15 protein-coding genes are annotated in these 19811 nt (G+C 67.4%); 4 read left to right on the top strand and 11 right to left on the bottom strand.

Annotated features, from left to right (window positions below; genetic code table 11):
* Positions 1 to 7: 7 nt before the first annotated feature.
* Together ACGFZ2_RS17425 and ACGFZ2_RS17420 are read right to left on the bottom strand one after the other, a co-directional pair.
* On the bottom strand, positions 8 to 1201 hold the full coding sequence (locus ACGFZ2_RS17425; protein ID WP_393454628.1) for an McrC family protein: 1194 nt from the start codon (positions 1199 to 1201) through the stop codon (positions 8 to 10).
* Entirely contained in the window at positions 1198 to 3282 is a 2085-nt protein-coding gene (locus ACGFZ2_RS17420) for an McrB family protein (protein WP_393454625.1), read from the bottom strand. Before ACGFZ2_RS17420 ends, ACGFZ2_RS17425 begins: the two co-directional genes overlap by 4 nt.
* 57 nt (positions 3283 to 3339) lie before the next feature.
* Between ACGFZ2_RS17420 and ACGFZ2_RS17415 the strand changes: the two genes are divergently transcribed.
* Together ACGFZ2_RS17415 and ACGFZ2_RS17410 are read left to right on the top strand one after the other, a co-directional pair.
* The gene (locus ACGFZ2_RS17415; RefSeq protein ID WP_393454622.1) at positions 3340 to 4023 is read left to right on the top strand and encodes a DUF429 domain-containing protein; all 684 of its coding nucleotides are present in this window, start codon (positions 3340 to 3342) and stop codon (positions 4021 to 4023) included.
* A 156-nt stretch (positions 4024 to 4179) separates the two neighbouring features.
* A complete protein-coding gene (locus ACGFZ2_RS17410) occupies positions 4180 to 7980 on the top strand; it encodes an AAA family ATPase (protein ID WP_393454619.1) in 3801 nt (1266 codons plus the stop codon).
* Between the two features lie 106 nt (positions 7981 to 8086).
* Here ACGFZ2_RS17410 and ACGFZ2_RS17405 read toward each other — a convergent pair whose 3' ends face one another.
* The 8 genes from ACGFZ2_RS17405 to ACGFZ2_RS17370 form a co-directional block, all read right to left on the bottom strand.
* Positions 8087 to 12085: an Eco57I restriction-modification methylase domain-containing protein gene (locus ACGFZ2_RS17405; protein WP_393454616.1), complete on the bottom strand. Its 3999-nt coding sequence runs from the start codon at positions 12083 to 12085 to the stop codon at positions 8087 to 8089.
* A gap of 169 nt (positions 12086 to 12254) precedes the next feature.
* A complete protein-coding gene (locus tag ACGFZ2_RS17400; protein WP_393454613.1) occupies positions 12255 to 12740 on the bottom strand; it encodes an NUDIX domain-containing protein in 486 nt (161 codons plus the stop codon).
* Positions 12730 to 13899 (bottom strand): hypothetical protein, encoded by a 1170-nt coding sequence (locus ACGFZ2_RS17395; RefSeq protein ID WP_393454610.1) that lies wholly within the window; start codon positions 13897 to 13899, stop codon positions 12730 to 12732. Before ACGFZ2_RS17395 ends, ACGFZ2_RS17400 begins: the two co-directional genes overlap by 11 nt.
* Positions 13896 to 14633 (bottom strand): hypothetical protein, encoded by a 738-nt coding sequence (locus ACGFZ2_RS17390; RefSeq protein WP_393454607.1) that lies wholly within the window; start codon positions 14631 to 14633, stop codon positions 13896 to 13898. Before ACGFZ2_RS17390 ends, ACGFZ2_RS17395 begins: the two co-directional genes overlap by 4 nt.
* Before the next feature lie 108 nt (positions 14634 to 14741).
* Positions 14742 to 14996, bottom strand: a complete 255-nt coding sequence (locus tag ACGFZ2_RS17385; RefSeq protein WP_393454604.1) for a DivIVA domain-containing protein — start codon at positions 14994 to 14996, stop codon at positions 14742 to 14744.
* Positions 14996 to 16078, bottom strand: a complete 1083-nt coding sequence (locus tag ACGFZ2_RS17380) for an FAD-binding oxidoreductase (RefSeq protein WP_393454601.1) — start codon at positions 16076 to 16078, stop codon at positions 14996 to 14998. The genes ACGFZ2_RS17385 and ACGFZ2_RS17380 overlap by 1 nt, the downstream gene beginning before the upstream one ends.
* Positions 16075 to 16431, bottom strand: coding sequence for a hypothetical protein (locus ACGFZ2_RS17375; RefSeq protein ID WP_393454598.1), 357 nt, complete (start codon positions 16429 to 16431; stop codon positions 16075 to 16077). The genes ACGFZ2_RS17380 and ACGFZ2_RS17375 overlap by 4 nt, the downstream gene beginning before the upstream one ends.
* Positions 16428 to 16697 (bottom strand): hypothetical protein, encoded by a 270-nt coding sequence (locus ACGFZ2_RS17370; protein ID WP_393454595.1) that lies wholly within the window; start codon positions 16695 to 16697, stop codon positions 16428 to 16430. Before ACGFZ2_RS17370 ends, ACGFZ2_RS17375 begins: the two co-directional genes overlap by 4 nt.
* A 265-nt stretch (positions 16698 to 16962) precedes the next feature.
* Here ACGFZ2_RS17370 and ACGFZ2_RS17365 point away from each other — a divergent pair, with 265 nt between their 5' ends.
* On the top strand, positions 16963 to 18450 hold the full coding sequence (locus ACGFZ2_RS17365; protein WP_393454592.1) for a helix-turn-helix domain-containing protein: 1488 nt from the start codon (positions 16963 to 16965) through the stop codon (positions 18448 to 18450).
* Positions 18425 to 18967 (top strand): NUDIX domain-containing protein, encoded by a 543-nt coding sequence (locus tag ACGFZ2_RS17360; RefSeq protein ID WP_393454589.1) that lies wholly within the window; start codon positions 18425 to 18427, stop codon positions 18965 to 18967. Before ACGFZ2_RS17365 ends, ACGFZ2_RS17360 begins: the two co-directional genes overlap by 26 nt.
* A 110-nt stretch (positions 18968 to 19077) precedes the next feature.
* Here the strand turns inward: ACGFZ2_RS17360 and ACGFZ2_RS17355 are convergent, their stop codons facing one another.
* Complete coding sequence (locus tag ACGFZ2_RS17355) at positions 19078 to 19584, bottom strand: hypothetical protein (RefSeq protein WP_393454586.1); 507 nt, start codon at positions 19582 to 19584, stop codon at positions 19078 to 19080.
* Positions 19585 to 19811: the final 227 nt, after the last annotated feature.

Raw genomic sequence — 19811 nt, 5'->3', positions numbered from 1 at the left:
GCCAACCTTAGCGGAGAGCGACCGTCCATGCAGGAGCCGAATGGGTGATCTCGTCGGACAGCCTGCAGACCCGCGCGAGGAGCCCCGCTGGATCGGCGTCGAGGTCGAGCGCGTGGCAGACGATCTCGATCCCGGCATTGCGGACGACATGCCGGACCGGCGGATGCTCACCGGAGGCGTAGACCAAGTGCCCACGCGTCAACTGGTAGGCGACGCAGTACGCGAGCATCTGGTAGGCGTCTTCACGCGCCGCGTCGGCTTTGTACTTGGCATCCACCACCGCACCGATGTCGCCGGCACCTGTGCGCCAAAGGATGTCCGGTCGCAGGTCCAGGCGGCGCTGACCGTCGAGGTAGTGATGCGCCTGGAGCACGACCGTTCCACCGTGCGCCGATTCGACAGCTGTGCGGAGTGCGACCGAGAGGAAATCCTCAAAGACTCGCCACATATCGAGCAGGAAAGCGTTAGTGAGCACGCCGCCCCGGCCTGCCTCGACGGAGGCGCCGACGAGCACCAAATCGGCCAGCCGGAGGGCGATACGCAGCCGCTCGTTGAGCCGGGTCGGCCGCCATGCCGGCACCGGCTCCCCCGGCCTCAGCCGGGTGACCTCGGCGAACCGCGCGGCGAGGTGCCGAAGCATCCGCCGGGATTCGGCATCAACCCCGGGTACGCGCAGCATGCGATCGACGGCGGTGGCGAGGATCCGGTTCTCCGGAATGTCGACCGTGTAGTCGTCGTGGCGGATTTCCAGGGGCAATGCCAGTCCCGCTCGTCGACTCAGTTGTGCCGCCTCACGGAGACGGCCGCGGAGCACCGGTGAGGTGTCGTCGACCGTCCGATAGCCCTGAAGCAAGCCCTGGCGCAGCGCGCGATCGGTCTGCCGCCACAAGGCGGCAGCGAGCGCCGGCACCAGGCCGGCATGCTCGGTGAGCGGGACGCTCTCGTCGCGCCACCCCTTCGGGTTGCGGGCGTACCCGAGGAGGAAGAGCAGCCGCGCAACCGGCACCTTCGGCTCGATGTGCAGTTCCACACCGCCGACCCGGGCCGCGCCGATCTTTCTGCCTGCGCGTACGCTCCAGACTCCGGCGGCGGGTCCGGGGCGCACGTCGACGATCTCGGACGCGGCGAGCCGGCGCGCATCGTCGGCGCCGAGATGCACCTGTACTGGAGGGCCGGCCTCGCGTACCCGGATCAGGCTCATGGTTGATGCGGCAGCGATTGACGCAGTACGTCGAGCCCGTATCGCTGCTCGACGTCGATGTCGTCTGCGTAGTGATGCTCGACGAGCATCGGCAGGATGTCGTGCCGCCACACCCGGTGGAGCCCTTCGGGCTTGGCGTGGACCGATTCGCGCATGAAATACGACGGTCCGATCGCGTAGTCGGAATCGGCGAGCCGCGCGTTGAGCGCATCGAGCAGCGCGGGCGCGTCCGAGCTCAGTCCCTCTCTGTCCAGCCAGCGGCGCAACAGCCCGGAAACGGGCGGCTTCGTCGGATGCAGCTCGACGAACGCGAAACGCCGCCGCATCGCCACGTCGACCAGAGCGATGGACCTGTCGGCGGTGTTCATGGTGCCGATGAGATACAGGTTCGCCGGCAGGGTGAAGTCCTCCGGCGAGTACTGCAGCCGGATGCGCTGGTCGCGGTATTCGAGCAGGAAGTACAGCTCACCAAAAATCTTGGCCAGGTTGCCCCGGTTGATCTCGTCGATGATCAGGATGTAGGCGGTAGAAGGGTGCTCCCGGGCGTCGTCGGCCAGCTGACGCAGCGGTCCGGAAGTGAGCTTGAACCGCAAAGTGCCGTCGTCGCCGCTCTCCGGCCGGAAGCCCTCGAAGAAGTCCTCGTAGGTGTAGGAGGGGTGGAACTGGATCAGCTTCACCGCGTGGGGCTCGGTCAGGCGGGCTGCCAGCTTCTGCGCCAGGAACGTCTTCCCTGTACCGGGTGGGCCGTACAGGATGACCTGCCGTCGCTCCGCGAGCAGATCGCGTAGATCGATCAGCCAGTCGGTATCGGTAAGTAGGTCGGTGGCTGTCTCGGGGGTCACGTCGGCCAACCGCGCCTCGGGCACCGGTTCGGTTACGGGCTGCTCGGGTACCAGGTCGGCGTAGAGCCGGTCGAGAGCGTCGAGCGCGTCGGTGAGGTCGATCAGGTCGTCCTGGCTCTGCACCAGGGTCGGCAGCGGGCCCGTCAGGTCGGTGAGATCACATGGCGATCCGGCGTTGAGCCAGCGCGCCGGGCGGCGCAGGTTGGACCGGCGGCCCGGCGACTCCACGAAGTAGGCGGCTCCGTCCACCTGGCCCAGATACATTTCGCCCCGATGCATGGTCATCAGGTAGTCGCCTGGGCGCATCTTGCGCAGGAAAGCGCTGAAGTAGCCGAGCAGCTTCTCCCGCACCGAGTAGCTCTTGTGCCGGTACTCCTCCTCGACGATCTGCTGAAGGCGCTGCGGCTCGATCTCGTCATCCAAATCGGGCAGCTGGGACGCCGCGAGCGAGACCCAGCCCTGTGTGAGCCACTCCGGCACGAGGTCGAGGCCGTCCACGTTTGATCCGCGCACCAGCCAGGCCCGCCGCGCCACGTGCTCGGGCGAGACCGACTCAGCCTCAGCCAGCCGCTCCCGCAGGAAATCGGCGGTGATCCGCTGCTCAGGGTTGGCCTGCCGCCCCTCGAACTCGACGCCTTCTTCTACCAACTGCGCGCGGATGTCACCGCCCCGGTACTTGAAGTGCTGGTGCATCGCGGTCGGCACCCGGCCGTCTGCTTGGAGCACTCGATGCGAGTTCTCGATAAAGGTCTCGGCCAGCAGATGAGCGATCTCGTCAGCGGTGCCTTCGAGTAGATCGGCGAGGTCTTCGTAGGAGGTCCACGAGCCGCCGGGTACGAGTTCGAGGACGCTCGCGATCGTGTTCAGCCTCGTCTCGTACTTCTTACGAGCCTCCTTGCGGCGCCGGTAGACCTCGCGGCATCGTATTCCGATGTAGGTGTACAGCCTCTCCGGAGTGTCGCCGAAGACATCGAAAGCCTTACGACCTTCGGGCGTAATCCACCAGAAGTTGTCGCGCTTCACCATCAGTCCCGCGGTCGCGGCGTCGCCGGTTTTGAACCGAATGCTGACCACCCAAGCCGGCACGCCACTCTTGTTGAGCTGAAGCTCCGCCTCGGTCAGGTCGATGCGGTGTGCGACCTCGTCGAGCACCTTCCTGCCGTGCATCCGCCCGCCGGCGTCGCGCAGCACCTCCAAGCAGGTGCGCACCAACAGCCCGTACCGGACACCCTGGGACATCACGCTGGCCTTTCGGACGTAGCGATCGGCGATCAGGACAGCCTACGGTCGGTGGACATGACGGAGCTACGGGTACTCGGCGTGGACGCCTGCAAGACCGGCTGGGTGGCCATCGAGCTGCATGCTGGCAGCTTTGCAGGAGCACACATAGCTCCGAGCCTGACAGCACTGCTGGCGCAGCACGCGGATGTCGATGTGGTGGGTGTCGACATGCCGTTGGGGCTGGCCGAGGTGGGATGGCGCGAGGCCGACGTCGCAGCGGCTGCCGTCCTTGGCGAAGCTCGAAGCACGGTGTTCCGGGTGCCACCACGATCCGTCTGGCTCGAAGAGGAGTACGAGTCGGCGGTCAAGCGCTGCCGGGAGATCACCGGACAGGGCTTCAGCCGGCAGGCATGGGCACTGCGCACCAAGCTGCTGGAGGCAAACGCCTACCGGGACGGCGGTCGACACCGGGTCTACGAGGTTCACCCCGAGGTGTCGTTCCGCGGCATCACCCATGGTCGCTCCCTGGCGCCGAAGAAGACGTGGCAGGGCCAGATGCAGCGACGGGGCCAGCTCGTGGAGGTCGGCATCGCGGTACCTGCGGAGCTGGGCGCAGCCGGGCGAGCCGGTCCGGACGATGTGTTGGATGCTGCTGCCGCCGCCTGGAGTGCTCACCGCATCGCAGCGGGACATGCCATCAGCTACCCCAACCCGCCGGAGGAGTGTGCAGCTGGAGGCACCATCGCCATCTGGTGCTGAGGATTCTGGCGGGTCGGCAGCCTCTGTCGACAAAAGTCTCAATTACACGTTGCCCGTCCAGTTGGGACATCGTCCACCGTCACCGTGCGATATACAGGGTGTTCGCCCAGGCTCGACAGAACCGTCGTCGGGTCTTCTCGCGAAGGGTTGATTGCGATGAGCGGTGGACTGCACCTCTCGGTACGGGTGCCGTGGCACGACAACGGTTGGGCAGGCACGGTCTGCAAACGACCGATGGACAATACGTCGTGTGTGCTGCTCAAGAACATCGGCGAGCACCGAGAAGACGAGTACGAAGCCACCCACGCCGACAAGCCGCTCGAGATGGTCAACCCCAATCGGGTTCCGTGTGTCAGTGAACGCGGCTCCTTCATGAGCCCGCACAGCTATCAACTGACCAAGGAGCACCCGTACCGGTTCTCGCCGGCACTGAAGGGCCGCCTCCAACCGACGCCGGTGACCGTACCCGCCTACGGCGTACATGCCACGCCGTACTTCTGGCTGCACCGAGACAATGTCGCGGAGGTGCTCCGCACCACTGACGTCGAATACCGCGAGGATCTCGAAGATCTCGTAAACGAGACGCTCAAGTTCCAACCCCAGTGGGTCATCCACGGCGGCAACCAACGGTCCCTGATCACCCGCTTCTTCGCGGATGTCGAGCCGGACAACGGCCTCGTCTTCTTCTACCTCAAGCACTCACCCTTCACTGCCGCCGGCACGAGCGGCGGACGCAGCCTCCTGGTCGGCGCTGCCCGGATCACCGACATCGACCTGCCCGGTGCCTGGAAGACGACCGGACCGACGCCCTTCCCCAACCACATGTGGGAAACCAACGTCCGGCACTCGCTTCGCCCGGACGGCAAGGGCGGCGTGCTGCTGCCGATGGCGGAACTGGCGGCCCGCGACCTGGCTCCGGAGGAGCTCGGCGACGCGCTGGCCTGGGCCCCGGAGTACGGCAGCCGTGAGTTCATGTACGTCACTGAGCACGTCTCGGACGACACCGCCATCGCGGCGCTCGAACGGCTCTACCGGGCAGCGGAGCGCTGCCTGGAACTCGGCCTGGACGTGCCGCGGGTATCGATGGACTGGCTCTCGGAGCGCATCGCCGAACTGTGGACGATGCGCGGCCCGGCTCCAGGCCTCGGTGCCGTCCTGGAGGCCCTGTCCGTGCCGCACGGTCCGGTGGTTGCCCGCGTGATCGCCCGGCAGACTCCTGAGAGTGTCGACCCCTGGGACTTCCTCGGTCAATCAATGGAAGAGCCGGCAAAGCTGGGCCCGGAGCTGGCCAAGAAGCTCAGCGGCACGCCACGCAAAGTGTGGCGCAAACTGTCCGACGAGAAACTACGGTTCCTGAAGCTGCTGACCCGCTTCAACCTCACCGTCGCACAGGCCGAGGCTCTGTTGACCGGCGGGACCGAGATCGACCTGAGCCACGAGGAGCTGCTGGAAGATCCCTACCACGCGTACACCTGCCTGCTCGGCGGCCCTGCCGAGGTCGCCTTCGATGTGATCGACCGGGGCTGTTTCCCCGAAGCGTCGATTCGCGCGGCGTTCCCCCTCGAGGAGCCGTCGGCGATGGTCGACGCCGCGGACGAACGCCGGGTGCAGGCGCTGCTCACAGCCGTGGCGGAAGAGGCCGCAGCCTACGGCGACACCGTGGTGCCACTGGGCCGGATGCTCGACGCCATCAAGGAGCGGCCGCTGGTAGAGCCCTGTCCGCTCAATGAGGATGTGCTGAAGGCTCATGAACTCCACCCGTCGGATCTCAGCTACGACGAGGAGTCGCCGTACTGGCCGCCAGTGTGCGGGACGACGCTGGCCGACGGATCGCCGGCGTTCAAGCTGAGCCGGCTGGAGACGACTAGTCGGATGATCCGCGCCACCGTCGACCAGCAGCTGAACAAACCGCGCCACCAGGCGCCGGCCGACGTGCGCGCGGTTCTGGAGGGTTCGCTGCCCAAGTACGAGTCCAAGGACCCAGAGGACATTACGGCCGAGGAGCGGGCGCGCGTAGAGAAGGCGGCCGCGCTCACCGAGTTGTTCGCTGCCCCCCTGAGCGTGCTCAACGGTCGCGCCGGCACTGGCAAGACCACACTGATTCATGCCCTCGCCAACCATCCCCAGGTGCACGGCGCGGGCGTACTACTGCTCGCCCCGACCGGCAAGGCGCGGGTGCAGCTCACCAAGAAGGTGAAATTGCCGGCCCAGACCCTTGCCCAGTTCCTCGGTAAGTACGGGCGGTACGACCGGGACACAGGCACCTACCTGATCGACAGCAGCCGGCCGAAGGCACCACGGTTCGGAACGGTGATCGTGGATGAGTCGTCCATGCTGACGGAGGAGCAACTGGCGGCGCTGCTCGACGCGCTACGGCCTCCGGACCGCCTCATACTGGTGGGCGATCCGCGTCAGCTGCCGCCGATCGGCGCTGGCCGCCCCTTCGTCGACCTCATCGCTCGGCTCACCCGTGAATCGGTGGTGCCTGCGTTCCCGCGGGTGGCTTCTGGATACGCGGAGCTGACCGTGCTGCGGCGGCAGTCCGGCCACGTCCGCGACGACCTGATGCTGGCCGGATGGTTCGCCGGTGATGAGATCCCCGAGGGATTCGAGGAGGTCTGGCATCGGCTCCGCAACGGGGCTGAGATGGCCACGCTGGCAGCCCGCCCGTGGCAGGCGGCGCGCCCAGAGCAGGCCATCGACGCGGCCCTCGCGGAGGAGCTGGACGTCTCCGGGCCGAATGCCTCGGCAAAGTTCGAGTTGTCCTACGGCGGGCGGAAGAACGGGCCGTGGGTCAACTTCCCCACGGGCAAGGATGGCGCCGGCGAACGCTCCGAGGGATGGCAGATCCTGTCCCCCACCCGGACCAGCCCGTGGGGCACCATTGAGGTGAACCGACGCCTGAAGCGCAAATATCGCGGCAAGGCGTTGAAGGACGCGCTGCGCCCGCCGTACGAACGCACCGTGCCGGCGCCGATCGGTGCGGAGCAGATCGTGCTCGGCGACAAGGTCCTCAACAATCTCAACCAGTCCAAGAAGGCGTGGCCTGTCGTACCCGACGCGCTGAACTACGTGGCGAACGGCGAGATCGGCGTCGTGGTTGGTCAGATCAGCAAGAAGGGGTCGCCGCCCAGGTACACCCATGTCGAGTTCTCGTCCCAGATTGGGTCACGCTACAGCTACAGCTCCAGCAACGAGGACGATCCGGCGCTCGAACTCGCCTGGGCGATCACCGTGCACAAGGCCCAGGGTTCGGAGTTCGGCAAGGTCTTCGTACTGCTGCCCGGGTCTTCGAGGCGTCTGTCCCGGGAGCTGCTCTACACCGCGCTCACTCGGCAGAGGGACAAGGTCATCCTTCTGCACGAGCGGCCGATCGACGAGCTGTTCGAGCTGACACGGTCAACGGGATCCGAGACGGCCCGCCGGCTCACGGACCTGTTCGCGACGCCGGCACCCCGCGAGGTGCTGCTGCCTGACGGCACCGCCGCCGGCGTACTTGACACCAATCTCATCCACGTCACCCCGAACGGCATCTTGGTACGGAGCAAGAACGAGGTGATCATCGCGGGCATCCTCGAGGACCTGGTCCCAGGGGGCTGGGAGTATGAGAAGCCCTTTGTCGCCGGCGAGGTCACCCGCTTCCCCGACTTCACGATCACCGGATCCGACGGTCGGCCGGTCTACTGGGAGCACCTCGGCATGTTGAACAACCCGCAGTACGAGGCAGCATGGGAACGCAAGCGGGCGTGGTACCGGGAGCAGGGCGTACTGCCACATGCGGAGGGTGGCGGCCCTAAGGGCACACTCTTCTGGACCGATGATCGGGATGGAGTCGACGTACCGGCGTGGGCCGAGCTGGCCAGATCAGTGCTCGGAACGGGCCCGAGTGGGGTGCGGCTGCCGGCCCGACGGGCGGCCAAGAAGGCAACCCCGGCAGGGGCCCGCAACCGGAACTGACGACAGTTTTGGGCCCACAAGCACTCCTCACCGGGACGGAGTTTCCTGCGTTCGCACGCCGCTACGATCTGCTGTAGGCGGCGTCGCCTCCTGCCGCTCCTGCCCGTCACGCTGGATAACGTCGTCCCTGCCCTGGCTCCGGCTGGAGGACAGGGTTGAGGGTCTGGTTCAGGTGAGTGGCGCGGGTCATCGCGTCGTACCGCTCCAGGATCAGACGCTTCATGCGGTACTCGCCGTACGTCCGTTCCTCCCGCTGCCGGAACACCGTGAAGGTGTCGAGCACGTAGTCGACTTCCTCCCGATCGAGGCCGTAGAGGTGGAAGTAGGCGGCGTCCAGCTCCGCCCGGATCAGCTCCCGCCGTTGCGGATCCCAGACGAACGGCGGTCCGTCGTCGCCCAGATCACGGGCGTACGGCGCGAGATCATGGGCGGTGTAGGTCAGCTCCAGCACCCGGGCGGTGATCCATGCCGCCAGGTCCGACGCTCCCGGATCCCACGGCACCGGCCGCTTGTAGCTCTCCGGCGGCACCACCGGCAACTGCTTGAGTACGAAGTACGCGAGCGATGTACCCGAAAGCTTCTGGCGCACCACGTAGTCGGCGACGATCACGCTGAGATTCGCTTGGAGGCAGGCAGCAGGTGGGCCTGGGAACATCACCGGGAACTTGTGGCCGATACCTGCCCTCGGCACAACCGCGGGAATCAGGGTGCGCTCGTCCGTGCTGCGGCAGATGTCACGCCAGCCGAGAAGCCAGCCGCGCGACCAGCGCTTCCCGAGCCGGGCGTCCACCTCCTGCTCAGCCACCCAGTAGCGAGGCATGACGGTTTCCGCAGGGTTACGGTGGGCCTCGTCGTCGAGCCTGGGCAGTGTGCCGACGTTGAGCTGCGCCTCGGTCGCACCCTCATACGTGCCTAGGCGATGGTCGAAGTGGTGCACCATCTTCGCCTCGTAGAGGGGCAGCATCCGCTCCCGGTCCCGGTCCCGGACGAAGTTGTTGTGTTCAAGCTTCCAGCCATCCTGGACCAGGCGATCGAAGGTCCAGAAGAGCCCCGAGTCGGTAGCCATGTTGAACAGGCCTTGGCGCAGCCACAGCCGCCACGGATTGCCGTCCGGGTCGTCCTCCTGCCAGAGCACCGGCACCCGACGGTAGATCCCCAGCGTGATCTCGGCGTCCCGTCGAGACAAGAAAACCGGGCAGGTACCGGTGTTGGGGTTGAGTAAGCCAATCTCATCCGGTGTCAGCCGGTAGGCCCGGGACGCGATGTCCGACACCTGCCGAGCCCTGAAGGCGAGAGAAACCTCGGGTGCCCGGCGCTTGGCGCCAGCAAGCGTCAGCAGCGCGAAGCGAACACGATGGTCCACTCCCTCGAAGAGCTTCTCCTCGTTCTCAAAATCGTGGAGCGACACCAGGCTCTCGCTGGTCACCACGTCCCTGAAGAAGGCCTGCGTGGTCGCGTCGGTCGCGATTCCGGTGGGCAGGATGAGCCCGAGCAGGCTCCTTTGGGCTGCGATGCCCCGCGCGGCCTCGGCGAAGACGGCGTAGGTGTTGAGGCGTCCGGACCCGGTGAGTGGGTACCTCTCCGAGGCACGCACCAGATGGCTCACGCCGCTCACCTCACGTTGCGCGGTGAGCAGCTCGCCGTGAAGGTCCTGCCCGCTCCGCTGCCCGCTGGTACGCAGGGCTTTGATGAGCTGTCGTCGCGCGGCGGCGTGCTCGGCACCGGCGATCGCCTGGTCGCGACTGGCGAAGAACTCCTCCTGCTTCAGTTCGATCTTCTCCCATGGGGGATTGGTGAGGACGCAGGAGAAGCCCCCCTTCCAGCCGGTCGCCGGGTCGACGCCAGCACCGTCCGGTGGGGCCGGGAAGATGTGCGGGAACTCGATTTGCCAGTGGAAGAAGCGGTACTGCCGGCTCATGGTCTCGACGACCTGGCGGGCCGCCTCCACCGTGCTGCTGCGCTTACCCTCAGCCAGTCGTGCCAGCATCCCGTGGGTGATGGCGTACTCGCGGGTGCGCTCGGTCTTCGGGCCGACGAACGCCGTGCACCAGGCATCGGCGATCAGCCGGGCGCGTCTGCGGTCCTCGTCCAGCAACTCCGCCCGCTTGGCCTGGACGTGCACGTCCGCCAGCGACTCGCAGGGTGCCAGGTGCGCGATCGCCCGCGCCTCCTCGGCGAGGTCGAGGTTGACGCCCACGACATCGCCGAGGGACCGCTGACCGCCTCGCTCTGCCGTGTTCTGCTTGCGCAACGCGTTGACCACCGCCCGGTCGTCGCCGTCGAGTGCGACGAAGGCCGCGTCGGGGATGCCACCGCGCAGCATCGCGGGCGTCACCCCGAGCAAGGAGTTGCCAACTCGGATGTTGGCGTCGAGATAGCCGAGCGGCTTGCCCGGTTCGAATGCCTCCAGCCAGAGCGAAACCTTCGCCAGCTCCGCTGCCATCTCGTTCAGGTCGACGCCGTAACAGCACCGACTCACGACGGTGCGTAGCGCGATCCGGACGGCATCGACGCTCGGCTCCAGTTCGTCGGTCTGCTCGGCGGCAAGGCGCTTGGCGATACGCCGGGCCGCGGCGATGAGGAAGTGCCCGGATCCCACCGCGGGGTCGCAGACGGTGATGTCGAGCAGTGCCGCTTCACGCTCGGCGCGGGTCGGCTTGTCGCATGCCTCATCAAGCAGCGGCTCGAGCGTCGAATCGAGAAGGCTGTCCACCAGCGTGGCGGGGGTGTAGTAGCTGCCGCTCTTCTTTCGGTCGTTGCCGTTGAGGCGGGAGAAGTGGAACCGCCTGCGCGTCGCATCCCAGTGGGGGTGCAGCTCCAGGAGCGCCTCGTAAACGCTGCCCAACTCCTCTGCGCCGAGATGCCGGAAATCGACCAGTTGCCGTCCGCCGTGGCGTTTGGCGAGGACGCTGAGCGCCTCGACCGCTTGAAGCAGGGCGGCGTTGGTCAACTCCGCGTTGCAGAGCGGCTCGTCGAGGACGCTGTGCTCGAAGATCCCGCCGATGCCGGGCAGGCCGACGGTACGGGAGCCGGTTTCCGAGCCGAGGATGCGGAAGACGAGCTGGACGCCCTGCCACAGGTCCCCGTGGCGGGAGTAGCGGCGGACGACCGCGAGCTTCCGCAGTCGCTGCGACGACAGGTACGCCTCGTAGTGCCGGCGCGCGATCTGGTCGGCAGCAGGGTCGAGCAGCAGGTCGCGATCTTCGACGACCATCCAGAAGAGGAGTTTGTAGACCAGCCTGAGAAGCGAGCGCTTGTAGTCGGCCAGCGACAGGCTCCTGCCGATGACCTCCCGGAGGTGCTGGTTGGCCGGATGGTCGAGGAAGCCCGTACCAAGAATCTCCAGTGCGACCTCGACCCCGCCGCGCAACCGGGTAAGTGCCCGCTCACCCTGCTTGGCACCGTACGCCCGCCACTGCTCCAGCAGGCAGGACGACGGGCCGATCTCCTCATCGCGGACCTTGAGCCGGCTGGCGTGCGCCATCCGGAAGAGCAGCACGAAATCCGCGAACAGCTCCCCCTCGAAGATCGACTGAAGGTCGAACTCGACATACGACGAGCCGACGAGGCTGGTCGAGTCGCGCAGCAGCCGCAGGCGCTGGCCGTTGGACAGCACCGCCCAGAGATGTTGGTCGCTCTGATTGAGCAGTTGCTGGACCATGGCGTGCGGGGCGGCACCGGCGGGTCCGCCGGCACGGTTCACCCGCCGGTCGAGGTCGGCGTGCCACGGCAGCAGGTGCAGCGGAACCGTCCGCCGCCACCGGTGGCTGACCGGAAAGGTGCGCTGGTCCACGGGGATGCCGCCGGGCAGGGGCTCGTACTCGCCATAGTGCAGCTCGCGCAGCAACGGGCCGAGCCACTCGTCCCGGGTCAGGCGCGCGATGGACACCGCGCCGCGCGCCCGTCGCTTCGCGAAGTCCACATATGCGTCACGCAGGTAGAGGTACTTCGTGTTGGCCAGGCGGCGCACCGATTCGCTGGCAGCCAGATCGTAGGAGACAGGGTCGATGCCGGGGACATCGGGATCGCCCTCGCCGATCCGCTGCACCACGCCCCCGGGCAAGAGGCCCCCGACCACCTGCACGGCTGGATACGACAACGCCACGTCCGCCCTCCCCAGGCCGGTGGAACCTAGAGCTGGCACCGAGTGAGGCATCGATCACTATCGGTGTTGATCGGAGCCTATAGATCCGTCATCGCGCCGGCAAGACCGCGCGAACAGGCCATGTGTCGCATAGCCGTCCAGTCCGGGGCCATCGCGAAGGGCAGGGGCGTCAGTAGGTATCACCCCAGTAGGTATCGGTGCTTCTGTTCAAGAGTTCCCCCAGCTGACGCAGGCCGGTGGGGAAGATGTTCAGCTCCCGCAGGTCCGCGAGACTGCACCAGCGCATCCCTTGCTGGCCTTCGTCTGAGACGTCGTCCGCAGCCATGAAGTCGGCGCGGAGGTCCGACTTGAGCTCGGCGAGGAAGTAGAACTCGACCTTGTGCTGGTCGCGCCCCTTGCCGGCGAGGGCATGTCGGCCATGTATGTACTCCCGGACGAAGAGGAGCCGCCCTGGCACGACCTCCACCCCGATCTCCTCCTGGCATTCCCGCACCAGGGTTTCTTCGAGCGTCTCGCCGAACTCCTGCCGCCCGCCGGGCAGCGAATACCAGACGCCGAGCCCCATCCTCCGGTCCACATACCTGAGCACTAGCACGTTGTCGCCATCCCGAATGATGGCCTTGGCAGAGTTTTCGAGCCGACCGTCAGCGCTCACCATGTCGTCCTTCCATTCCCGCCGCCTCGGCCATGTCCAAGAAGGTGTGCGGAGGCGGGTCGTCCTGCCAACCGTTGATTTCGAGGCGGTCGAGCAGGGCTCGCTTGAGGTCGATGACTGCCGTGAGCGGCTCACCGAACCGCGGGTCCATGGCGGCCAGGTCGAGCGCGATCTCGCTCCACAGCGCGTCCGCCTCCTGGCGGCATTCCCGCATGATGCCACTCGATACGAGCGTTTCCAACACGGCGCGGTGCACCTCGATCAACTCGGGGTCACCGACGAGTGCCCGGTTGAGCTCGGCGGCGTCCCTGCCTCGGCCGTCGATAACGTGCCGTGCGCGCCTCCAGAGCTGGCCGACCAGCATACGCAGGTCGAGCGATACCGCCAGGTCGGCGAGTCCTCTGGCGACCGGGTAACTGACCAACCCGGTCGCGGTGTCCTCGAACAGATCCGCCAACTCGTCCACCCGCTGCCGTAAACGGCGCATCTTCCGGAGCACCTCGGCCAGCCCCTCTGGCACAGGCTGTGCGACGTAGGCCAGCAAACCGAGCAGCCCGGATGTATAGAAGCCGGAGCCCAGATGTCGGGAGCGGTCGTTCGTCCGGTACCAGTCAACCAGCGTGTCCGGGTGGTCAAGCGCCGCCAGGTCGAATCTGCCGGCGTAGTTGTCGTGCATGGACTGGACGATTTCGGCGGTGACCCCCGCCATCACCGGAAGCGCTCGCCTGCCGGCCGGCGTCAACGACGCCTCCCGGACCATCGTCAGCACACTCGTGACCGCGAAGCACATCGTCGAGTTGACGTCGGCGAGGAGCAGCGCGGGGTCTCTCAGGGAGTAGGACGCCGACAGGTCGAGGTGGCGGTCCATGTTGTTGAGGACGAGCGTCTGGCCCAGGGCATAGATCTTCACGTACTCGGCCAGGGCCGAGGGTTCAACACCAAGCCGGGTCCCCACCGCCACCGACGGCAGCGTCTGCCGAAACAACAACTCCGGGTCTATGGCGTCCTGGTGCAGCAGCGCCATGCGCGGGAAGAGGAAGTCCACTTCGCGGAGCTGGCGACACGCGAGAAAGATCGGCTCGCCGTACCGAGCGAGAAGGTCGACCGTCGTACGGAAGTCGTAGTCGATCGGGTCGGTGCCCGGCAAGAAGCGCTTCACCTGGCCGCTCGTTTCGACCGAGCCCGCTGAGCCCTGCGCAGGAAGTCCCACGTGAACTCCATCTGAAACAGGAAATAGATCAGCCATATCGCCACCGACAGCAGCACCGGCCACGAGATGTCGGACCCGTACGTGACCAGGCGGTCGACGCCGACGGCGACGTACCCGGCATTGAGCAAGCCGATCACCACCGAGGTGAGAGCCGCCGCCTTCAGCTTGCGGCGGCTCTCCAGGTAGGGGTTGGTCGAACCCCACACCGGCTTCCAGCCCTTGGGGAACTCGGTGTCGAGCGCATGCAGATAAAGGCTGCGCAGCCGGTTGACCTGGTGCTTCGCTTCGGTCTGCACCCGGTCGGTGACCACGTACGCCCGCAGGACGATCGTGTTCAGCACGCCGGCGACCAACGCTGCGGCATAGATGATGGGCAGCCGCAACACGGTGCCCACCTGACCGACCGAGGAGATCAACTTCGCCGACACCAGGGCTCCCGCCACCAGAACGGGGAACGCCAGGATGCGGAGGCTCAGTTTGTAGAGGTCACGCTCCGCATCCTTGTAGTCGTTGTGCAGGATGAACGCCTGCTCGAAGTCGATCAGGAGCATCTTGCGAGCAGTCTCCACATCGATGCCCGACTGTTCCTGATCTACAGCAGTGGTGAGGTCACCGGTGCGGCCTGGTGTCAGCGCCCGCCTGATCACCTGGCGCAGGCGATCGCGACGCTCGTGAATCGCCACCGGTGACCGCCACCTTCCCGAAGGCATGTGCTGCGCATTATCGCGTCAGTCATGCCGCCGGGAGAACGGTCGCGTAGAGACGACAAATGCCGACAGGTAAGGCGTTCCCTATCGGGTCGCGCGCCTTCCCAGACGGCTCTGCCAGGTGCGCAGGGCCTGCTTGAGGCGCTGGTTCTCCTGTTCGACGAGGTCGAGTCGGCGACGCCGCTCCCCCACCTCGTAGGCGAGCCGGTGCAGCAGGGCGTCGACGTCCTCGGGCCGATAGCCGCGCCGGCCGAGCCGGGTGCGCGGGAGCGCCAGCTCGCTGATCCGACCGGGGGTCAGCGGGCCACCGAGCGCGTGGCGGCTGCGGTAGGTGGTCATCAGTCGGCGTACCGGTCGGGCAGGTGGATCCGCTCGGCGGGCACGCCCGCGGCGAGCAGCCGCAGCCGCGCCCCGGCGATCATCGCGGGCGGCCCGCAGACGTAGACGTCCTGGTCGGGCCGGTGATGGTCCAGCGCCATGGTGATCGCGTCGGCCTGCTCGGCCGGGGCGGCGGCAACGTCGTGCGAGAACGCCGGCACGACGGTCAGCCAGTCGTGGGCGCACTGCAACTTGTCCAGGTTGACGGAGTCGTAGAGGTCGGCAAAGGTGCGGGCACCGACGACCAGGGTGAGCCGCCGCCCGGCCGGCGAGGCGGCGACCTGCTCGACCAGGGCGCGCAGCGGCGCCAGTCCGGTGCCCCCGGCCGCGAGCAGCAGGTCGGCCCGCGACTCCGGGTCGAGGGTCAGCCCGGCGCCGCACGGTGGGCCGAGCCAGAGTTGGTTGCCGGGGCGTACCGCGTCAACGAGGGCGCGGGAGACGGTGCCGGCGGCGACGGCGCGGACGTGGAACTCCAGCGTGCCGTCGGGGCGCGGGGCGTTGGCCGGTGAATACCAACGCCATCGGCCGGGCCACCTCTCGGTGCACAGGGGCACCGCCTGGCCGGGCCGGAAGAGCAGGCGCCGCCAGGGGCGTACGGTCAGGATGGCGATGCCGTCAGCGGCCCGGTCGTGCTCGATGACCTGGGCCGGCCACCAGGCCGGGCCGTCGCCGGCCTGCTCGGCGCAGCCGGCCGCCGCAACCAACGCACGCTCTCCTGCCCGCTGCCACGCCGCCGCCAGTTCCGAGGTGCACGGCGCCGCATGGCGGGCGACGGTGGTGGCCAGCGTGACAGCGATGGCGCGCTGGTGCGGCGACAGGCGGTAGCGGCGGTGCGCCCGGCCGAGCACGGTCAGCAACGCGGCCCGCCCGGCCGCGTCGTCGCCGCCGCTGGCCAGCCGCCCCAGCGCGGCGAGGAACACGCCCGCCTCCCGTTCCGGCAGCAGCCCCGGGCAGCGGTCCTCGACCGCACACCAGAAGTCGTCGGCCGCCTGGCGGGCATACGGCATGGTGGCCGACCACGACGCGGCCAGGGCGGCGGTCACGAGCCGGCCTCGTCGGCGAAGGTCCGGCGGGCCGCAGCCACCGCGCCGGGCGGCACGTCGAGCGCCCGGAGCACCCCGGCCAGGTAGTCGACCACCCGGCGGTGCTGCGCCTCTGTCAGGCCGAGGCCACGCCACGCCCCGGCGGCCGGGCGGGCGAGGTCTCCGGCCGGCCCGCCGAGCGCCACGGTGAGGGTCAGCGCCAGGTGCCCGGCGAGCCGGGCCCGATCGACCCCGACGAGGTACGGCGTCAGCTCGGTGTCCGCCGCCACCAGCCGCGGCCACCGGGCCACCGCGTCCCGTACGCCCGCCGGCCCGAGCCAGCCCTCCATCGGGTACGCCCCGAGCCCGCTCACGCCCACAGCCAGGCGCCCGAGTCGCCGGCGGCGACCAGCTCGTCGACCCGCGCATCGGTGACCCCGGCCGCCCGCAGCGTGCCCCGGCCCCAGCGGGCCAGCCGGCACGGATACGGCACACGCTCGCTGCGGCACAGTGGACCCGCCGGCCACTGCTCCGGCGCATGCGCCAGCACCGCCCGCACGGCCAGCGCCACGTCGTCGTCGCTGACCGGCGCGAGCACCGGGAAGTCGTCCAGCACCGCCGTCATCGAGAAGCCCTCCATCAAGATCAAGAGTTGGAACGGCACCGGAGCGGGCGGGGACGGCGGATGCGCTCGGGTACGCCCCACCGGAGCCCAGCACCCGCCCCGGGCCATGCCGACACGTTCGCGGCGGTTCACGGCCAGCGGCATGACCGTCAACAAATGATCGATATGCATGCAAGGCAAGCAAGTCACTTCGATATACACACGACGTATATCGGCCACTCACGCAACGAGTTGAATGGGTAGGCTCAGCACAGACCACGACGGACGGAGCCGCCCGCTCATGGCGAGGACGCCGGAACTCGACGCAACCTGCCCGCGCTGCGGCGGGAGGCTTGCCCGCGACAACACCAGTGGACGCTGCGGGCCGTGCCAGGCCGCCGAACGCGACCGGCTCACCTCTCCGCCCGCAGTGCCCGCCACCTTCTGGGACCACGGGCCGATCCAGCAAGCGCTGACCGCGCGCCACCTGGGCCTGGCTATCCGGGCCTACCGATGCCACCCGTACCACGGCCGGCACCCGCTGCCGCAAGAAACCGTGGCACGCTGGGCCGGCATCTCCCAGGCCCAGCTCAGCCGGCTCGAGAACGGCCCGGCCATCGTTCACCTCGACCGCCTCACCCACTGGGCACAGCTCCTACGGATTCCCGCCGAATTGCTGTGGTTCAAGCTGCCGATGGACCAGGACGACGGAGGCAACACCAATTACATCGGGGTAGCGCGACCGAACACCAGGCCGGCCAAGCGTCGGTCCGCAACAGACGTCTGCGCGGCTTCCCCTGCCACCAAAGACAATGGACTACGGCGGACATCGCGGGATGCCCATCTGCACTTCGTACGGTCGCTACGGATGGCTGACCGTCGCGTCGGCGGTGGTCACCTGTACGCCACCGTCACTGCCTACCTCGCCGATAGCGCCGGCCCTCCCTTGGCTGGCCGAGCGGCGGGCCGCGCATCGAAAACGACCTTTGCTGCCGCCGCCTCGCTAAACGAGATAGCGGGGTGGATGGCGCATGACGCTGGTGCCGATGCTCCGGCTCGCCGTCATCTCGGCTTGGCGCTCACCTTGGCCAACAGAAGCGGCGACCACCAGCTCGTCGCACAGGTGTCCGCCGGTTTGAGCCACCTGGCCTGCCACCAAGGCGACGCACGCAATGCTATATCCCACGCCCGGAACGGGCTGAATCATCTCCAACAGGCGCCATCCCACGGCCGGCTCCAAGCCCGGCTCCTGGCAATCCAGGCACGCGGTCTCGCCATCGCCGGCCGACCGGTCGAAGCCACAAGAGCACTGTCCGACGCGGAGGCCACTCTGCAGGTGCCGATCACTCCAGCCTCCGAGTGGCTGAGCCCTTTCGATGCCACATCACTCGCCATCGAGGCTGCTCGCTGCTTCCTGTGCATCGGCGACCTGTCCGAGGCTCAACGCCGACTTCAGAACGTGCTGGTTGGCCGCCCCGCCGACAGGGTCAGGAGTATGGCCTTCGCCCAACTCATGCTCGTCACGGTGCTAATCGGCAAGGGCCGGATAGACGAAGCTTGCGCAGTCACCCACCGGACCCTTGACGAGATCGCCGGTCTCGGATCGGGCGTCATCATCGACCAATTGCAGCACGCTTCGGTACTCTTCACCTCTCACGCCAAGGCATGCACCGAGGTTCCGCCGCTCCTTGACCGCCTTCACGACGCGATCCGCGAGCGATCATGGATCGGTACGGTGGGTGCCTTACGGGTAGGAGCAGTCGGTGCCGGACAACTCGATGGCGGATGACCGCCCGCTCTACGAGCGGGATCCCGATGCGTGGCAGGCATACCTCGCCGAAGGCAACGCGAAGCAGGCCCGCAAGCGGGTCGGCGCAGACGTCCTGATCAGGAACGAGCAGGGCGAGGTGCTGCTCGTCAACCCCCGATACAAGCCGGATTGGGACCTGCCGGGCGGGATGGCAGAGGCAAACGAGCCTCCGCACCAGGCCGCCGAGCGCGAGCTGCGAGAAGAGCTGGGCATCCACCTGCAGGTCGGACGGCTCTTGGTTGTGGACTGGGTAGCCCCGCACGGCCCGTGGGACGACAGCCTCATGTTCATCTTCGACGGCGGCACCCTTGTCGGCGACGAAATGACGGCGCTGCGGTTAGCGGACGATGAGCTACTGGCGTACACATTCAGCCCGCTCGACGCTACCGAGACACTGCTTCGCCCCTACGTCTGGCAACGGCTCACATACGCCTTCGACGGAGCCGCCACCGGCAGATGCCGCTACCTCCTGAACGGGGTGCAGGCGACGCCATGACTGGCAGAGTCTGCCCATGAGCTATTGTCCAGACGCTACATCGGGCCGGGCAGCTCATCAGCGCGGATCAGGCCAGCATGCGCGTGATCACCTCTGGCAGCCCCGCTGCACTACCCGCCACAGTCGGCCTGGAAAGACCGATGCTCCCCGTTGATGACAAGGCCAGCCGTTACCATCGACTCCAGCGCGTGAAGAGCAGCCGGTTCGGTCATCGCCGACGCCACTGCCGCCCGGTATGACGTGATCGCAATGATCAATTGATCAGCCTTCGGGTCGGTCAATGGCGCAACAGCGAGGGTGTATGCCTCAGCCTCGCGCTTCAGCTTCCGAAGTTCCTCAGGATCAGGCAGCGTCAGTCCGCTCGTTATCGGATCAAGACCCTGATGCCAGGTGTCATAGGCTTCCTTTTCGATGCGGCAAGAAGCGCTCGCGGAGGCACTGGCAGGGGCATCAGCCCATCCGACAATAGGCCAAGGTGACGAAGATGGGGTCGAGCGAGACTGCTCTTCGAGAATCGCCAGAGCACGCTCCCGTCGCTCCTCTTTGGCAGCCGGCGCTTCATTGTCCGAAGATCCGCACCAACTCAAGCAACTTCCCAGCAGTACGGCCAGCGACAAAGACATCACTATTCGACCGCCCGACCGCTTCCGGCTGACTGCCGGGCCGTAGGGTAGCAGCTCCCCTGGCTGCAGAGTACGCCGAGCACGAGGCGGCGGCGCTGAGGGATGCTTCACACTCGCAGCGACCCTTGGCTTCCGCCGCCTGGGCGGCGGGAGCGGCCGCCGGGGCGGTGGAGGCGGCGGCAAGTCGCGGCCGGTCGATAACCTTGAATGATCACCGCGCC

The sequence above is a fragment of the Micromonospora sp. NPDC048063 genome, from assembly GCF_043202855.1.
In the GTDB taxonomy this organism is placed as follows: domain Bacteria; phylum Actinomycetota; class Actinomycetes; order Mycobacteriales; family Micromonosporaceae; genus Micromonospora.
This window is presented reverse-complemented; position numbering and strand designations above follow the sequence as displayed.